Raw genomic sequence first — 16,798 nt, 5'->3', positions numbered from 1 at the left:
TTGAGGGAAGAAATGCGGTAATCCTCCCTCGGTATCAGCCGCCCGTTTTCATCAAGGGTGGGCTTCATGGTAAACTCGTCATGCTCAAATGTGAGATAGGCTTCCGCTGCGCCATAGTCCGCATTTTTAGAGCTGATATGTTTGAATGTTGCCAACAGCGTCACCCACTTTCTGCAAGACTTCAAACTTTAGGGCAGCAAGGTCGGAAACCGCCGCCCGTACCTCCCCGGCAAGCTGCGGGTAGGGGCTGTGCCACTCGTTCAGCGTCCGGGCTATCTGGTTTAAGTTGCCGCCGATCCTGCCGTATTCGGCGGTCAGCTTCCCGACAGCGGCAAGCAACTCGTCATTGACGGGGGAAACGGTTATGATGGGGCGTATGGCTGCCCCGGTTATGGCTTGCCGGATAAACTCGGCTTGGCTCATGTTGTAAGCAGAAAGCCTTTCCGCAAACTCGGCGTATTCTTCCTCGGTCATGCGTGTCTTGACTACCCGGCTGCGGTGCGGCGTGTTATATCGTTTTCGCATGGTAAAACCTCCTTCGGCTGTGCGTGGTGTCCTCTCACTAATAGGAGAAAAACAGGGTGTAAAGCGGAACTGTTTTTGAAAAATCCGAAAAATTATTTTGAGGGATTTTCCAGCGGCGTAAGCCGCATAAGCAGGGTTTGGGGAAGGCACTCCCCAACAAGATTCCCGCAGGGGCAAAATGAGCGATAAGCAAATTTTGGTACTGCGGTAGAATCTTGCTCTGAAAAACTCCGGCGTTCCCCGGCTTCCGTACTTTCCGCTAACAAGACGTTTCAAAAGGGCTTTGCTACCCGCTATTCCGGCATATCTTGAAAATTTTCCTTTCACTACCTACAACACCACGCAAAGCAAAATGGACGGAGATTTTTAGAATTTCCCCTTATTCCCTACAACACCACGCAAGCCGAAAAAGGCGGACAATGGCAGTATTTTTTTCTTTGATACCCTCCACGGATAAGTAAGGGATTTTGCCAACTGCGGCGGCAATTTTCCCTTTTGTTTTTTCATACTGGGGATTTTCAAAAATGCCAAACAGGAACGAAAAAAAGCAGCAAATCTGTTGAATAGATTTACTGCTTTCTGGTTGCCGGCGAAGCGGCGGTTATTCAGTTGTAGGCGGTAGGGCTATCTCCCAAAGCGGAACTTGAAAATAGCTGTGAGAAGCGTCTGGGTGATGTAGTCCTCTGTATCTTGGTCTACCCGTCCATTCACACGGGCGGCACATTGTATGCGGCGGCGGTAATACTGCAATACAGTTCCCACCGCTTCCGGCTCCCCGCTGGTGGCTTGGACGATTGTTTCATAGGGGAGAAGCCTATTATTTCTCATATGCCATTCCCTCCATTTCCGCTTGGAGCTGCCGTAGGACTTTTCGGATATGGTAGCCCGCTGTGCTGCGGCTGCGCCCGTACTGTCTGCCAATTTCGTGCTGTGGAATACGCTTGAAAAAGGACAGGTAAATCATTTCCCGCTCCCGTTCGTCCAGCCGTGACAGGGCTTCCGCAAGTAAGCCGCTGCTGAAAATGACCGTATCGCCGCAAAGGGTAAGTATGTATTCCTCGTCCGGCTCCGGGGCTTGGAAATATTCATCTGTCGTGCCTAAAGGGTAGTGCTTTTCGTCTGTGAGGTATTCAAGGGATATTTCTCTTTTGTGCTTCCTGCTCCGTGTCCTCGCTGCGTTGATCGTTGCATTTCGGATAACGACTTTGCAAAAGGCATGGAAAGTGTACTCGATATGTTCCCGATATTCTTCTGTACAGGTCATGGAAAATCCCCCTTTCCTCCCAAAAGGGCTGTGGCTGGTTAGTAGTTGCTTTTTATGATAGTAAGGGGCGGCAGCACTTTAGGCTGTCGCTCCTTGACTGCCTAACTGCAAAACCGGGCGGGGCTGTCAACGGCGGGCGAAGCCCGTTCATCTTGACCGTTGACTGGCTCGGCCAGGTTTGCTATTTATCCGGCAAACTTGAATTTATTTTAAGCTATCACGTTTTACCTTTTTAAGCCTTACTATCATTACCATAGGAATTTCTTTGTTGTTTTTGAAACATTCTTCATAAAATCCATCAATGACAAATCCAGCTCTAAAACAAAGGTTAAAAATATCTTGTATGGAACGATGATAATAAATCTGCTCCTCCGGTTGCCCTTCAATCGCTATACCATAGTAACTGTGCGGTGTCATATATTTTTCAGTCAACGTGATAAAACAAGGGTGTTGCGTTGCAAAGACAAAAATTCCGCTTTCCTCCAACAGTTCATAAACAGCCATAAGAAGTGGTTCAATATCCGTAATATCCATAATTGCCATATTAGAAACTGCTTTCGTAAAGGCTCGATTTCTTTTTAATTCTAATATACTTTCTCTATTGGTCGCATCCGCTACACAAAATTCAATTTGTTTTGCATATTGTGATTGCCGTCTTTTAGCCAATTCTATCATTTTTTTGCTGTAATCAAAAGCGACAATCGAAGCGCCTCTTTGTGCAAGATACGAAGAATAATTTCCATTGCCACACGCAATATCCAAAATGTAATCCGCAGGATTAGGAGATAGAAGTTCCGTTACTTTGGGACGCACTACCTCTCTGTGAAATTCATTAGATTTGTCACCCATTGCATTATCCCAAAATTGTGCGTTTTTCTCCCAGATTTTTTTACTTTCCTCTGTTCCCATGTTCTCTCCCACTCCCAAAATTTGCCTTTTTGCTTCCATTAAATCTTCCTTACTATATTCCATTGTTACCCTCCATAACTTCTGATTGTTGCCGTCTTGACTATTATGTATCTTTTCTTTCCAAAATGGTATAGGCTTTTATTTTTATAATGCTGCAAAACTTTTCTTCTGTAAGGTATTCAAAGGATATTTCCCTTTGCCGCCGCTATTGGAAAGCCAAAAGCAGCGGCTTTTTTACGCGATATGACCGAAAAGTCTAGAAAGCAGGATATGTCATCATTTGTCATTTCTTCTCAATGTAATAACTGCATGGCATATCAAGCCAAATACAAGAGAAAAACAGCCACCGCCAAATAGTGATGCTCCCCACCCTGCACCCGACATTGTCATAAAACCGCCAACAAAGAAAATACCAATGCCAAGAAATATCCCGACACCATAAAAAAGTCCAATTGCCATATCATACTTATTAAATTGTCGTTTCTCTTTTTTTTCACATGTTTCCATTTTTGTTATTACCTCCTTCGCAAAATCGTCCATGTGGACTCCAAAAAGAAAACAAATTTTTTTCAACGTATTTAAATCGGGTTCATTAACATCTCTCTCCCAATTCGATAGCGCCTGCCGGGTAACATTCAATTCCCCAGCCAGTTCTTCCTGTGTCATTCCCGATTGTGTTCGCAGATGACGTATTTGCTTTCCTGTTGTAATATCCGTCTGTTTCTGGTTCAAAATGGTTCCTCCTCTCTGATGCTGATTTTATCAATATACGATACATTTATGCAGACAACACCACGGATCGGCTTTTGGCTGGACAATTCCAATCAAACACCACAGCAGACAGCAGAAACCATTCTGAACACTAGGAAGCCGGTATGATTGTTACATATAAGGGGAAGAAAAATTTCTTTTAAGTACTTGCTTTCCTAAAACTGATGTGATATAATAGCTTCATTCCAGAAAAGGAGTAAAAAATATGCGGCAAGGTATTCTTAAATAAAACTATAATCAAATAGTGGGAACAAAGAATTATGATAGCTCCTTTTGTGGGGGCTTGGTTTTTTGTACCCAATTTAAGAATACTTTTGCCTTATCAATTTTGACATATTCAAAAAACAGCAATCACAAATAGGTGTATGCTGTATATGTGTATGTCCGCAAATTAGAATCCCCAGTGGTAAAAGTATTTTACTGCTGGGGATTTTTATGCCCTTTGGGGCTGTAAAGGGAGGACAATCACATGAAAATAATCAATATCGGCATTCTGGCCCATGTAGACGCAGGAAAAACTACATTGACAGAAAGTCTGCTATACACCAGTGGAGCGATTGCGGAACAGGGAAACGTGGATAAAGGGACCACAAGAACAGACACTATGATTTTGGAACGGCAACGGGGAATTACCATTCAGACAGCGGTTACTTCTTTTTATTGGAATGATTATAAAATCAATATCGTGGACACTCCCGGTCATATGGATTTTTTAACCGAAGCATACCGCTCTTTATCTGTCCTTGACGGAGCTGTTTTAGTCATTTCAGCAAAAGACGGCGTACAGGCACAAACCCGTATATTATTCCATGCGCTTCAGAAAATGGACATTCCGACAATTATCTTTATAAATAAGATAGACCAAAATGGGATCGACCTGCAGTGTGTTTACCAAAGCATTAAAGATAAACTTACCAGTGATATGATTGTCATGCAGGAGGTTTCCCTGTCGCCAAAGATAACCATGACCGATATTTCTGATTTAGACAAATGGGATATGATTATTTCCGGAAGCGATGAACTATTAGAACGATATGTTGCAGAGGATTCTTTGGATATACAGGAATTACAATATGAAAAGTGCAAAAGAACCAGATGCTGCTCTTTGTTTCCTGTTTATCATGGGAGTGCAAAAGACAATTTAGGAACAGAAAAACTGATTGAAGCGATTATAGAAACTTTCATTACAGAAACGGACGATATTCAGTCTGAATTATGTGGATATGTTTTTAAGGTTGAGTATACAGAGCGGAAAAAACGGCTTTCTTATTTACGCCTGTATCATGGGACGCTCCATTTACGGGATACCCTGCTGCTGTCAAAAAAGGAAAAAATAAAGATTACAGAAATGTGTATTCCGTCAAATGGTGAAATCGTCCCGGCTGACCATGCCTGTCCGGGAGAAATTGTTATTTTAGCTGATGATACTTTGAAACTGAACGATATCCTGGGAAATGAAAAACTCCTGCCTCACAAAACACGGATTGATAATCCCATGCCATTACTTCGGACAACGGTAGAGCCGCAAAAGCCGGAGCAAAGGGAAGCCCTGTTAAATGCCCTCGCAGAGATTGCTGATACAGACCCTCTTTTGCATTTTGACATTGATACTGTTACCCATGAGATTATGTTATCTTTTTTGGGAAAAGTACAGTTAGAAGTTATTTGTTCGCTATTAGAAGAAAAATATCATGTGGGCGTGGCTATGAAAGAGCCTTCGGTTATTTATCTGGAAAGACCGCAAAAAAAAGCGAGCTGCACGATTCATATTGAAGTGCCGCCGAATCCGTTTTGGGCATCTATTGGTTTGACTGTAACACCGCTTCCTGTTGGAAGCGGAACACAATATAAAAGCGAGGTATCTCTCGGCTATTTAAACCAAAGTTTTCAAAATGCCGTCATGGAGGGTGTGCGTTATGGAATGGAGCAGGGCTTATATGGCTGGGGAGTGACAGACTGCCAAATTTGTTTTGATTATGGAGTTTATTACAGCCCGGTCAGCACCCCCGCTGATTTTCGTTTTCTTGCGCCTGTCGTGTTGGAGCAGGCATTGAAAAAAGCAGGGACACAACTGTTGGAACCATACCTTTCCTTTACCCTTTTTGCACCGCAGGAATATCTTTCACGGGCTTATAATGATGCACCAAAGTATTGCGCAATCATTGAATCAACCAGACTTGAAAAAGATGAAGTTATTTTTAAGGGTGAAATCCCTGCCCGTTGTATCGGTGAATATAGGAATGATCTGAATTTTTATACAAATGGAAGAAGTGTCTGCATTACAGAATTAAAAGGGTATCAGGAAACTTCCGGCGAGCCTGTATTTCAGCCACGCCGCCCGAACAGCCGTTTAGACAAGATCCGGCATATGTTTCAGAAGATAATGTAACGTCTTGCGCAATGCAAGCGTTCATTGCTGGCTATTGCGAAATATCCCAGAAGGCCGGCTCCCAAGGAGGAAACGTCAATGATCCTGCCTTCAGTGATTATACCTCTATATTTTGTCTGGTGCATTAAGGAAACCTCAGACACGGTAAATATGTCCTATAACTTCTGATGGAGGGGGAACTCCTCCTTCCGTTATATCTATATAGATTTATTAGATTGGACTTTGTAACTATTAACCAGTAGTCGTTCTTGACTACACCATTATTATACTAGGAGAATGTAACTTCATGTTTGCTAAAAATTCAAAGGCATATTCTGTCTACCTGCTGTTCCGATTTGTCTGTTCCCTGGCGGTTTCTATGTCCACAGTGCTTTCCATCGTGTACCACCTGGAGGTGGTGCAGCTGGATGCTTTCCAGCTTGTCCTGGTAGGGACGGTTCTGGAGACCTCCTGCTTTCTGTTCGAGATACCCACCGGTGTGGTGGCGGATTTGTATAGCCGTCGGCGCTCGGTGCTGATTGGAATGTTCCTCTACGGCCTGGGCTTTCTGATGGAGGGTGCGCTACCGTGGTTCGCGCCGGTTCTGCTGGCCCAGGTTGTCTGGGGTTGCGGTGATACCTTCATCACCGGCGCTCTGGAGGCGTGGATTGCCTCGGAGGAAGAGGACAAACCCATAGACAAGGTGTTCCTGCGGGGCAGTCAAATGGGGCAAATCGGCGGCGTTCTGGGCGTGGTGCTGGGCACACTGCTGGGAAACATAAACCTGCAAATGCCTGTCATCTTGGGGGGCAGTTTGTGCTTGTTGTTGGGGCTGGTGATGGTTCGCATCATGCCAGAAACCAACTTCTCCCCTGCTATTGAGGAACGGCAGGGCTTGCTTAAAGACTTTGTCTGCCTGTTCAAGCTCAACCTGGGCTTTGTGAAAGGCGCACCTGTGTTGCTGGCGCTCTTAGCAATCACACTATGCGGGGGACTTGCCAGTGAAGGCTTTGACCGGCTCTCCACCGCTCATTTTCTGGATGACACGGTAATACCCGTTATCGGGCCGCTGAACAGCGTCACTTGGTTCGGTGTTATCAGTCTTATCGGCAACGGCTTAGGTATTCTGGCTTCTCAGTTGCTCATCGCCCGCATGGAGAAAAAAGGGACTGTCAGCCGAACCAGTGTGGTCATGTCCACCAGCGCCGGGTATATCCTGTGCCTGGTTCTCTTCGCGGTGGGGCGGAGCTTTTGGTTCATGTTGTTGGTGTTCCTGCTGGCGGGGCTTATGCGCACCATCAAGGAGCCTGTGCTGGCCGCCTGGATGAACGACCATGTGGATGAGAAAATGCGCGCCACAGTCTTTTCCACCAGCGGACAGCTGGACTCTTTCGGGCAGATCATCGGCGGGCCTATTGTGGGGCTGGTAGCCCAGCAGGTGTCCATACCCTGGGGGCTGGTCTGTACCGCTTTCCTGCTGTTGCCCGCGCTGTTCTTAGTGCCGGTGGCGGGAAAGAAGCGGGATTGATATGGCATAGTTAAGTTTACTGACGAGCGGGAGATTACTTCCGCTCGTCTTCATTTAGTAGCGCAAAATTTGAGGACTCTTTATTTCCTTATTCGGTATAGCGGAGGCGGCTGTCAATTCGACATAATTTTCTTGTGATACTTTACCGTACATGAGCATTCTCCGCCGGGCTGTTCCAGTTTTTGTGGACGTGGAATGACTTCTTCAACACCAACATTTACATCAATACCGTGTCCAAATTTCCGTTGTCCCTGGCACTCCGGGTCAGCATCGATGTCACCTCCAACATTCAGTGGAACCAGGTGATGTCCATGGCGCTGGTTTCGATTCTTCCGCTGATTCTTCTGTTCTTCGCGGCGCAGAAATATTTCGTGGAAGGGATTGCCACGACTGGTATGAAGGGATAGGGCGCGGAGATGGAATTTGAACAGGGACTTCTGTACCATGTGGACGGTCTTCTGCGGGACGAAGCGTGGGGAGATTTTATTATCAGCCGGATTCCGGAGTCTGTCAGGTGTCAGCTGAATGAGAAAGCGCAGAAAAACATGTTGTTTGCAAGCAACAGTGAGCTGCGCTTCGTGATGGAGGAGGAGACGGTGACAATCGTCCTGCGGAGACTGCCGGTGAGCGGGCAGATCCGGTCCGCAGGAATCCTGGAGGTCTTTTCCGGCGATTATCAGGGCAGCTATGAGATCAGTCCTGGCGTGGTGGGAGTCGGGGAGACAGAGATTACTATCCACAGGCAGGACTGGAGCCATATCAGCCGCTTTCCGCGAAATCCCGGCGGGTTTGCGCCGCAGGTCACACGAGTCCTGCTTCCCTACGACTGGGGCTGCGCCATCCGGGAGATACGCGGAAGCTTAAGGCCGCCCAGACCGGAGGAAATGCCGGAAAAACGCCTGCTGTTTTACGGTTCCTCCATCACCCACGGAGGAAATGCTTCCGTTCCATCCAGAACGTATGCGTTTCAAACGGCCTGGGAACTGGGGTACGACTTAATCAATCTGGGAAGCGCCGGGAGCGCCTTCATGGACCAGGCATTGGCGGAGTATATCGCCGGTCTGAAGGACTGGGACGCCGCCGTGTTTGAGCTGGGAGTCAATGTGCTGGAGGAATGGACGGACCGTCAGCTTTACGACCGGGCTTACCAGTGGATTGATACGGTAAAACGCGCTCAGCCGGAAAAACCTGTGTTCGTGACAGATTTCTATTACAATCATTATGATTTTGAAGAAAATGGAAAGTCTGACGCATTCAGAAAAAAGATAAAAGAGTGCACGGCTGTACTGGAAAAAAAGTATGATCGGTTGTATTATAGGAATGGAACGCAGATCATGGGAACGTTTCGGGGGCTGTCCTCGGATGGACTGCATCCCTCGGACGCGGGTCACACCATGATCGCACAGAATTTATCGAACTTTATGAGAGCACATGGCCTGTAAGACAGGGCGTGGCTGAAATGGAGGATTTTATGCAGACTTACAAAAATCCGGTATTGTACGCGGACTATTCGGATCCCGATGTGATTCGGGTCGGAGAAGACTACTATATGGTGGCGTCTTCCTTTACTTATTTTCCCGGGGTGCCTCTCCTGCATTCGAAGGACCTGGTGCACTGGGAACTGATCAACTACTGTGTGAAGGAGCTGCCGTATGAAAAATACGCGGTGCCTTCCCATGGATCCGGAACCTGGGCGCCGGCGATCCGTTACCACGACGGAACCTTCATCGTGTTTATCCCGCTGGTGGACGAAGGGATTCTGGTGGCCAGAAGCCGCGATCCCTATGGAGAATTCCAGCTGAACATGCTATGCGAACGAAAGGGCTGGATCGATTCGTGTCCTTTCTGGGATGATGACGGTAAGGCATACATGATCTTTGCCTACGCGGGCAGCAGGGCTGGGGTTAAGCACCGCCTGATGGTGGTGGAGATCGACCCCGACTGCCGGGAACTTATCGGTGAACCGGTCCTGATCTTCGACGGCGAGCAGATCGCCCCAACCACAGAGGGGCCGAAGATGTATAAAAAAGACGGATACTATTACGTTTTAATGCCGTCCGGCGGAGTGGAGAACGGCTGGCAGTCCTGCCTTAGATCCACGTCGGTGTACGGCCCCTACGAGTATAAGATTGTCATGCGCCAGGGCAAGTCCCCCATTAATGGCCCTCACCAGGGCGGCTGGATAACGGCCCCGGACGGAAGAGACTGGTTCATCCATTTTCAGGATGTCCTGGAACTGGGGAGAATCATCCATCTTCAGCCCATGTGTTTTGTGGACGGATGGCCGTTTATGGGACAGGATACGGACGGAGACGGAATCGGCGAGCCTGTGGCGGAATGGAAAATGCCGGTGGAAGGCATGCCGGAGTATGAGATTGCGCGTGCGGATGATTTCTCCTCGGAGACCCTGGGGCTCCAGTGGCAGTGGCAGGCGAATCCCAATTCGGAAAACTATTCCCTGACCGCCGCACCGGGCCATCTAAGGCTGTACTGCCGCAGAAATCCGGACAGGGAGAATCTCCTGTGGTACGCCCCCAATGTGCTGACTCAGATCCCCCAGCAAAAGGAGTTTTCCATGATAGCCAGGCTGGAACTGCACGGAGATAAGAACGGAGATTTCGGCGGAATCGGCATGGTGGGCCATTCCTACGCCTACGCTGGCTTATATCAGGGGCCGGACGGACCGGAGCTTTGCTGCTATGAGGGGACCGTTTCGGAGAAAATGTTCCTCGGTGAAGCGGAGGAGCACTGTGTCCTTAAGGCACCCGCCGCCGGCAGCAGCCTGTGGCTGAAGCTTTCTGTCTCCGGGGACAAGACATACCAGTTTTCCTGGTCCGCCGACGGCACCGTGTTCCATAAGCTGGAGCCGGTATTTAGGCTGTGCCGGTCCACCTGGACAGGAGCGAAGCTCTGTCTGTGGTCCTGCTCGCGTGAAAATGAGGAATCGGCCGGATACTGCGATTATGAGTGCGTTCTGTTTGAATAAATAGGTGTCAGTGCGTGGGGGAGACCATTTATCACTGCAACAAATAAAAAGCGTGGGAACACCGAGAAGAATCTGCCCGGCGTTTCCACGCTTTATTTGTTATCCATGATAGATTATATGATGATTCCTAACTCTCCATTTTTTTCAGGATACTTCTCGCCACGCTGATTCCGTTGGCAGATGCCTGCTGAAGCCCGCGCGTAACGGAGGCGCCGTCTCCGATGGCGCGAAGTCCCGTGACACTGGTCTCGAAGTCAGAATTGACTACAACCTTGTTGGAGTAGAATTTTACTTCCACACCGTAAAGCAGTGTCTCGTCGCTGGCGATACCCGGAGTGACCTTGTCTAAGGCCAGCAGCATTTCCTTAATATCGACCATGATGCGGTGCGGGAATACCAGAGATAAATCGCCGGGAACCGCGTCCTTTAAGGTCGGGATTAAGTTGTTGCGGCAGAGACGCTCTTCCGTGGTACGTCTGCCGCGCTGGAAATCGCCGAAGGTCTGAACCAGAATCTTGCCGTCGCAGAGCATATTGCTGAGCTGGGCGATGTGCTTGCCGTATTCAATCGGCGTCTTGAACGGCTTCGTAAAGTTCTTGGAGACAAGAATCGCGAAGTTCGTGTTGTTTGTCTTGTATTCCTTGGACTTATAGGCGTGGCCGTTGACAACGGCCAGTCCGTTTTCGTAGTATTCTGTGGCGACCTCACCGGAAGGATTCGTACAGAAGGTACGCACCTTGTCGTCAAAGGTCGGTGTGTAGTAGACCAGCTTCGCTTCATAGAGGTTCTTGTTTAAGAACTCCATGATCTCGTCGCGGACCTCTACGCGGACTCCGATGTCCACCGTTCCGACGCGGGTCTCGATGCCGTGCGCGTCGCAGATGTGGCTGAACCAGTCAGAGCCTTCGCGGCCGATGGCGGATACGATCTCCGGCGCATAATACGTCTCGCCCTTATCGGTAACGATGGCCTTCGCCTCGTTATCTTCTATAATAATGTCCTTTACCATGGTGTTGAATTCCATCTCAACGCCCTGATCCAGTAAATGCTCCTGAAGGCGGGTATAGATCTTGTAGCCTTCCTCTGTGCCGAGATGGCGGATCGGACATTCAATCAGTTTTAAGTTGGCGTTAATCGCCTTTCTGCGGATCTCCTGAATCTCTTTCTGCTTGTCGATGCCGTATACATTCGTGTCGGCGCCGAACTTCAGATAGATGTTATCGGATTCCTTTAAGAGCTCCACTGTCTTGTCATACCCCAGAATCTCCGGGAGATTCCCGCCCACGTCTGGAGAGAGTGACAGCTTGCCGTCGGAAAATGCACCCGCTCCGGCAAAACCGGTGGTGATGGAACATGGCTTGCATCCCACGCAAGTCTTGGTCGTCCTCTTCGGACACGTCCTGTTTTCGATTCTGCGCCCCTTCTCGACCATCAGGATCTTTAAATCCGGTTTCTGCTGAATCAGCTCATAGGCACAGAAAATACCGGAAGGCCCCGCCCCGATGATGATGACATCATAGTTACTTGAATTTGAACTCATGAACAACACTCCTTTTCCCATAAAAATACCAACCAGCCTTATAGTCAACTATTCCGGTAGTTGGTAGAAACGTTCAACCTATTTTGAACCTATATAAGGTGTAATTCAGTGACATTAGCATTTTACCATATTGGGAGGGGCACCGCAAGATGTGCGGACGACTAAATTCATGTGTATAAAAATAACGGCGTCTATGACAGCATATGAAGTTCTATCTATCTTTATTGGGATATTAGCATTGATGATGTCCTTTGGAAGCTTGCTTGTAGCGGTTATCGCCTTTCTCGATAAGAGAAATAAGCGAAAATAAAATGCCCACCCTGTCAGCACACAGGATGGGCGGTGTCCGTAAGGACATGTAACATTTAACGTGGAGCATCCACTTTTGGAGTGGGTGCTTTCTTTAATATTATTATAATTGATTTATACCCAATATTCAAGTTATTTTTAAAATATTTTATGATATACACCGCATCTTCCCCCTTTACATCAAGGTTTCAAACTGTTAAAATGAGTAAACCAGCCAGCGTTAGATACCCCCCTACAAGGAAATCTAGCGCTTTTCGGGCGTTCTGAAGTCCAATACCCCGCCGCAGGCAACTAGTACTGCATTACGCAATGCAGTACTAGGCATTGGTTCTCGCGGCAGTCGCCGGCCGGACATGCGGGCATGTTCGCCTGGTTCACTGCCCGCGGAAATAATTGGCATGAACTCAGAGATAAATTAATATAGAACATAGTAAGGAGCGGAAAATATGTATTTGATCGCAGGACTTGGAAATCCAACAAGGGAATATGAAAAAACGAGACATAACGTAGGCTTTGAAGCCATCGATATTCTGGCGGACAAGGCCGGAACGACGGTGACAGAGAAGAAGCATAAGGCGCTGTACGGAAAGGGATATATCGGCGGCCAGAAGGTGATCCTGGCGAAGCCCCAGACGTATATGAATTTAAGCGGGGAAAGCATCCGGGAAATAGCGGACTTTTATAAAATAGAACCGGAGAACATCATCATTCTCTGCGATGATATTAATCTGTCAGAAGGGCAGCTGCGCATACGCTTAAAGGGAAGCGCCGGCGGCCATAACGGCTTAAAAAATATCATCAGCCATCTGGGAACCCAGGAATTTCCGAGAATACGCATCGGGGTAGGCGAGAAACCGCGCGGCATGGACCTGGCGGACTACGTGCTGGGGAGATTCCCGAAGGAGCAGCAGGCAGTTATGGAGGAGGCGTACCGCGACGCGGCGGAGGCGGCCTGCATGATGATCGAGGACGGAGCAGATGCGGCGATGAACCATTATAACAGAAAAAATAAGGAGAATTCATGAGCGATGTGTTTGAAAGTCCATTAAGAGAGCTGAAGGAATTTGAAGACTTAGACCGCGATTTAAACCGGAAAAAAGGGCCGGTTCTGGTCAGCGGCTGTATGGATTCCCAGAAGGTCCATTTAATGTACGAGGCGGCGAAGGAGGTGTCCTGGAAGCTGGTGGTCACTTACGACGACACCAGAGCCAGGGAGATTTACGAGGACTTCCGCAATTTCGAACCGGGAGTCTCTCTGTATCCTGCCAGGGACTTACTGTTCTTTAACGCGGACATTCACGGAAATCTTTTAACCAAACAGCGTATGGCCGTATTCCGCAGGCTGATGGAGGAGAAGTCCGGCGTGGTCGTCACTACCTTTGACGGGCTGATGGACCATCTGCTTCCGCTGGCCTTCTTACAGAAGCAGATTCTCGAGGTGGGAAGCGGACAGACTTTAGATATCGCAGAGTGGAAGGAAAAACTGGTAGAGCTGGGGTACGAGCGCGTAGCCCAGGTGGATGGCATGGGCCAGTTTTCGATCCGGGGCGGAATCATCGATGTATTTCCGCTGACCGAGGAACTGCCGGTCCGTATCGAACTGTGGGATGATGAGGTGGATTCTATCCGTACCTTCGATATCGAGAGCCAGCGGTCCATTGAAGAGCTGGAACGTGTCCTGGTCTATCCGGCCACGGAGATGGTGCTGACAAAGCAGCAGATCGCAGACGGAAGGGAAGCGATCGAAAAAGAGGCAAAGAAATACGAGAAAGAGTTAAGGGCGCAGCTTAAGACCGAGGAAGCAGCCCGGATTCATTCCATTATCTCGGAACTCTCGGATGGCCTTAAAGAGGGCTGGAAACAGCACGGCCTGGACGGATATATCCATTATTTCTGCCGGGACAGTGTGTCATTTCTCGACTATTTCCCGGAGGAGGACACGGTCATCTACTTAGACGAGCCGGAGCGGTTAAAGGAAAAGGGGGCGACGGTGGAGGAAGAGTTCCGGGAGAGCATGATATCCCGTCTCGAGCACGGATATCTGCTTCCAGGACAGACGGGACTGCTCTATCCGGCCAGGGAGATGCTGGCGAGGACTCAGAAGAGCCGTACCGCGTATCTGACCGGCCTGGAGCAGAAGCTCTCCGGATTTACAGTAAATGGAAGATACAGCCTTTCCGTGAAAAATGTGAACTCCTATCAAAATGGATTTGAACTGCTGATCAAGGATCTGACCAGGTGGAAACGGGAGGGATACCGTGTAATCCTTCTTTCTGCCTCCAGGACCAGATCCAGCCGTCTTGCCAGCGACTTGCGGGAGTACAATCTTCGGGCGTGGTGCCCGGATGAGAGCCGGGAAGAGGTGGAAGTAAAGCCGGGTGAGATCCTGGTAACCTACGGAAACTTACACCGCGGCTTCGAGTATCCGATGATCAAGTTTATCGTGATCACGGAAGGCGACATGTTCGGTGTCGAGAAAAAGAAGCGGAAGAGGAAGAAGACCACCTACGAGGGGACGAAGATTCAGAGCTTTTCTGATCTGTCCGTGGGGGACTATGTGGTTCATGAGGACCACGGCCTCGGTATCTACCGCGGAATTGAGAAGATCGAACAGGACGGAATCATCAAGGATTACTTAAAGGTAGAGTATGGAGACGGAGGCAACCTCTATCTGCCCGCCACACGCCTGGACGGAATCCAGAAGTACGCCGGTTCTGAGGCGAAGAAGCCGAAATTAAACCGTCTCGGCGGAGACCAGTGGAACAAGACGAAGACCAGGGTGAAAGGCGCGGTTAAGGAGATTGCCAAGGACCTGGTGCAGCTATATGCAGCCAGACAGGACACCCAGGGCTTTCCGTACGGGCCTGATACGGTATGGCAGAAGGAATTCGAGGAGATGTTCCCTTACGAGGAGACGGAGGACCAGCTGGATGCCATCGATGCCACCAAGGGTGACATGGAGAGCCGGAAGATTATGGACCGCCTGATCTGCGGCGACGTGGGCTATGGAAAGACGGAGATCGCCCTGCGCGCCGCGTTCAAGGCGGTGCAGGACGAAAAGCAGGTGGTGTATCTGGTGCCGACCACGATTCTGGCTCAGCAGCATTACAACACCTTCGTCCAGAGAATGAAGGATTTCCCGGTGCGTGTGGATCTGATGTCCCGGTTCCGAACACCGGGCCAGGTGAAGAAGACGCTGGAGGATTTAAAACGCGGACTGGTGGATATCGTGATCGGAACCCATCGCGTGCTGTCAAAGGATGTCCAGTTTAAGGATCTGGGGCTTCTGATTATCGATGAGGAGCAGCGGTTCGGCGTGGCTCACAAGGAGAAGATCAAGAAGCTGAAGGAAAATATCGACGTTCTCACCCTGACTGCGACTCCGATTCCCAGAACGCTGCACATGAGCCTGGTGGGAATCCGCGACATGAGTGTGCTGGAGGAACCTCCTGTAGACCGTATGCCCATCCAGACGTACGTGATGGAGTATAATGACGAGATGGTCCGGGAGGCCATTAACCGGGAGCTTTCCCGCGGCGGCCAGGTGTATTACGTATACAACCGCGTCAGCAACATCGACGAGGTGGCAAACCATATCGCCAGTCTCGTGCCGGAGGCCTCAGTGACCTTCGCCCATGGCCAGATGCACGAGCATGAGCTGGAGCGCATCATGTTTGATTTCGTCAATGGGGAGATCGATGTGCTTGTCTGCACCACCATCATCGAGACGGGACTCGATATTCCCAATGCCAATACGATGATTATACAGGATGCGGACCGCATGGGACTTTCCCAGCTGTACCAGCTGAGGGGGCGCGTGGGCCGGTCGAGCAGGACTTCCTATGCGTTTCTCATGTACAGACGTGACAAGATGCTTCGGGAAGAGGCGGAGAAGCGTCTCCAGGCCATCCGGGAGTTTACGGAGCTGGGCTCCGGCATCAAGATTGCCATGCGTGACCTGGAGATCCGCGGGGCGGGCAATGTTCTGGGCGCGGAACAGCACGGCCATATGGAAGCGGTCGGGTATGACCTTTACTGTAAGCTGTTAAATCAGGCGGTATTGGAATTGAAGGGCCAGCGGAGGGAGGAGGACACCTACGAGACTGTGGTGGACTGCGATATCGACGCTTATATCCCCACCTCTTATATTAAGAATGAATATCAGAAGCTGGATATTTACAAGAGGATTTCCAGTATTGAGAATGAGGAGGAGCACATGGATATGCAGGATGAGCTGATGGACCGTTTCGGAGATATTCCGAAGCCGGTTGAAAATCTCCTGCACGTGGCGGCCATCAAGGCGCTGGCTCATGGTGCTTACGTGACCGAGGTGAACATCAACAGCCAGGAGATCCGGCTCACCATGTATCAGAAAGCGAAGCTTAACGTGGCGGGCATACCGGCTATGGTGGAGCGGTACCGCGGCGATTTGAAGTTCCATATGGCGGATGAACCGTACTTTACGTTCATCGACAGGCGGAAAAACCAGACCACGGCCGGCATGATGGAACAGGCGGAAGAGCTGCTGAAACAGTTGCGTGAATTGACAGAAAAATAAAGAGTATTCTGAAAAGTGTTTATAAAAATTTAAGCTTACG

13 protein-coding genes, 2 pseudogenes and 1 riboswitch are annotated in these 16,798 nt (G+C 49.2%); of the genes and pseudogenes, 8 read left to right on the top strand and 7 right to left on the bottom strand.

The features are described 5' to 3' along the window. The 6 genes and pseudogenes from H8S80_RS26410 to H8S80_RS26385 all read right to left on the bottom strand — a co-directional run. Window positions 1-155: pseudogene (locus H8S80_RS26410) on the bottom strand (relaxase/mobilization nuclease domain-containing protein); the annotation flags it as partial. Beyond that, window positions 127-525: a plasmid mobilization protein gene (locus tag H8S80_RS26405; RefSeq protein ID WP_002569238.1), complete on the bottom strand. Its 399-nt coding sequence runs from the start codon at window positions 523-525 to the stop codon at window positions 127-129. The gene H8S80_RS26405 and the pseudogene H8S80_RS26410, both read right to left, overlap by 29 nt. 624 nt (window positions 526-1,149) lie before the next feature. Continuing rightward, window positions 1,150-1,353: a helix-turn-helix domain-containing protein gene (locus H8S80_RS26400; protein WP_003505336.1), complete on the bottom strand. Its 204-nt coding sequence runs from the start codon at window positions 1,351-1,353 to the stop codon at window positions 1,150-1,152. After that, complete coding sequence (locus tag H8S80_RS26395) at window positions 1,343-1,789, bottom strand: RNA polymerase sigma factor (RefSeq protein WP_003505338.1); 447 nt, start codon at window positions 1,787-1,789, stop codon at window positions 1,343-1,345. The genes H8S80_RS26400 and H8S80_RS26395 overlap by 11 nt, the downstream gene beginning before the upstream one ends. Window positions 1,790-1,993: 204 nt before the next feature. Next, window positions 1,994-2,761: a class I SAM-dependent methyltransferase gene (locus H8S80_RS26390; protein WP_003505400.1), complete on the bottom strand. Its 768-nt coding sequence runs from the start codon at window positions 2,759-2,761 to the stop codon at window positions 1,994-1,996. A 213-nt stretch (window positions 2,762-2,974) separates the two neighbouring features. Next, window positions 2,975-3,430, bottom strand: coding sequence for an XRE family transcriptional regulator (locus H8S80_RS26385; RefSeq protein ID WP_003505401.1), 456 nt, complete (start codon window positions 3,428-3,430; stop codon window positions 2,975-2,977). Window positions 3,431-3,938: 508 nt separating this feature from the next. Between H8S80_RS26385 and tet(32) the strand changes: the two genes are divergently transcribed. The 5 genes and pseudogenes from tet(32) (at window position 3,939) to H8S80_RS26360 (ending at window position 10,351) form a co-directional block, all read left to right on the top strand. Beyond that, window positions 3,939-5,858: a tetracycline resistance ribosomal protection protein Tet(32) gene (gene tet(32), locus H8S80_RS26380; protein ID WP_003505402.1), complete on the top strand. Its 1,920-nt coding sequence runs from the start codon at window positions 3,939-3,941 to the stop codon at window positions 5,856-5,858. Window positions 5,859-6,144: 286 nt separating this feature from the next. Further along, on the top strand, window positions 6,145-7,365 hold the full coding sequence (gene tet(40), locus H8S80_RS26375; RefSeq protein WP_024407615.1) for a tetracycline efflux MFS transporter Tet(40): 1,221 nt from the start codon (window positions 6,145-6,147) through the stop codon (window positions 7,363-7,365). Window positions 7,366-7,523: 158 nt separating this feature from the next. Continuing rightward, a pseudogene (locus H8S80_RS26370) lies at window positions 7,524-7,772 on the top strand (carbohydrate ABC transporter permease); the annotation flags it as partial. A gap of 9 nt (window positions 7,773-7,781) precedes the next feature. Beyond that, a complete protein-coding gene (locus tag H8S80_RS26365; RefSeq protein ID WP_117633058.1) occupies window positions 7,782-8,807 on the top strand; it encodes an SGNH/GDSL hydrolase family protein in 1,026 nt (341 codons plus the stop codon). A 29-nt stretch (window positions 8,808-8,836) separates the two neighbouring features. Beyond that, on the top strand, window positions 8,837-10,351 hold the full coding sequence (locus H8S80_RS26360) for a glycoside hydrolase family 43 protein (protein WP_117633057.1): 1,515 nt from the start codon (window positions 8,837-8,839) through the stop codon (window positions 10,349-10,351). A 127-nt stretch (window positions 10,352-10,478) separates the two neighbouring features. Here the strand turns inward: H8S80_RS26360 and H8S80_RS26355 are convergent, their stop codons facing one another. Continuing rightward, window positions 10,479-11,891 carry an NAD(P)/FAD-dependent oxidoreductase gene (locus H8S80_RS26355; RefSeq protein WP_002605196.1) on the bottom strand — a complete coding sequence of 471 codons (1,413 nt, stop codon included), beginning with the start codon at window positions 11,889-11,891 and terminating at the stop codon, window positions 10,479-10,481. Between the two features lie 21 nt (window positions 11,892-11,912). Beyond that, a riboswitch (purine riboswitch) is annotated at window positions 11,913-12,008 on the bottom strand. A 52-nt stretch (window positions 12,009-12,060) separates the two neighbouring features. On the opposite strand from H8S80_RS26355, the gene H8S80_RS35180 reads away from it, so the two are divergent. From H8S80_RS35180 to mfd, 3 genes are all read left to right on the top strand, one after another. Next, on the top strand, window positions 12,061-12,201 hold the full coding sequence (locus H8S80_RS35180) for a putative holin-like toxin (RefSeq protein WP_432764472.1): 141 nt from the start codon (window positions 12,061-12,063) through the stop codon (window positions 12,199-12,201). 445 nt (window positions 12,202-12,646) lie between these two features. Further along, the gene (gene pth / locus H8S80_RS26350; RefSeq protein WP_002605191.1) at window positions 12,647-13,225 is read left to right on the top strand and encodes an aminoacyl-tRNA hydrolase; all 579 of its coding nucleotides are present in this window, start codon (window positions 12,647-12,649) and stop codon (window positions 13,223-13,225) included. Further along, entirely contained in the window at window positions 13,222-16,758 is a 3,537-nt protein-coding gene (mfd, locus tag H8S80_RS26345; protein ID WP_029467070.1) for a transcription-repair coupling factor, read from the top strand. The genes pth and mfd overlap by 4 nt, the downstream gene beginning before the upstream one ends. Window positions 16,759-16,798: the final 40 nt, after the last annotated feature.

Source organism: Hungatella sp. L36 (assembly GCF_014288035.1).
The sequence above is the reverse complement of the archived record's forward strand: the minus strand, read 5'-3'. Positions and strand labels throughout refer to the sequence as shown.

Coding starts and splice junctions, on each gene's coding strand:
- H8S80_RS26390 (WP_003505400.1), bottom strand. CDS start 2,761: ATGGAATATAGTAAGGAAGATTTAATGGAAGCAAAAAGGCAAATTTTG.
- pth (WP_002605191.1), top strand. CDS start 12,647: ATGTATTTGATCGCAGGACTTGGAAATCCAACAAGGGAATATGAAAAA.
- H8S80_RS26400 (WP_003505336.1), bottom strand. CDS start 1,353: ATGAGAAATAATAGGCTTCTCCCCTATGAAACAATCGTCCAAGCCACC.
- H8S80_RS35180 (WP_432764472.1), top strand. CDS start 12,061: ATGTGTATAAAAATAACGGCGTCTATGACAGCATATGAAGTTCTATCT.
- H8S80_RS26355 (WP_002605196.1), bottom strand. CDS start 11,891: ATGAGTTCAAATTCAAGTAACTATGATGTCATCATCATCGGGGCGGGG.
- H8S80_RS26405 (WP_002569238.1), bottom strand. CDS start 525: ATGCGAAAACGATATAACACGCCGCACCGCAGCCGGGTAGTCAAGACA.
- H8S80_RS26365 (WP_117633058.1), top strand. CDS start 7,782: ATGGAATTTGAACAGGGACTTCTGTACCATGTGGACGGTCTTCTGCGG.
- H8S80_RS26360 (WP_117633057.1), top strand. CDS start 8,837: ATGCAGACTTACAAAAATCCGGTATTGTACGCGGACTATTCGGATCCC.
- mfd (WP_029467070.1), top strand. CDS start 13,222: ATGAGCGATGTGTTTGAAAGTCCATTAAGAGAGCTGAAGGAATTTGAA.
- H8S80_RS26395 (WP_003505338.1), bottom strand. CDS start 1,789: ATGACCTGTACAGAAGAATATCGGGAACATATCGAGTACACTTTCCAT.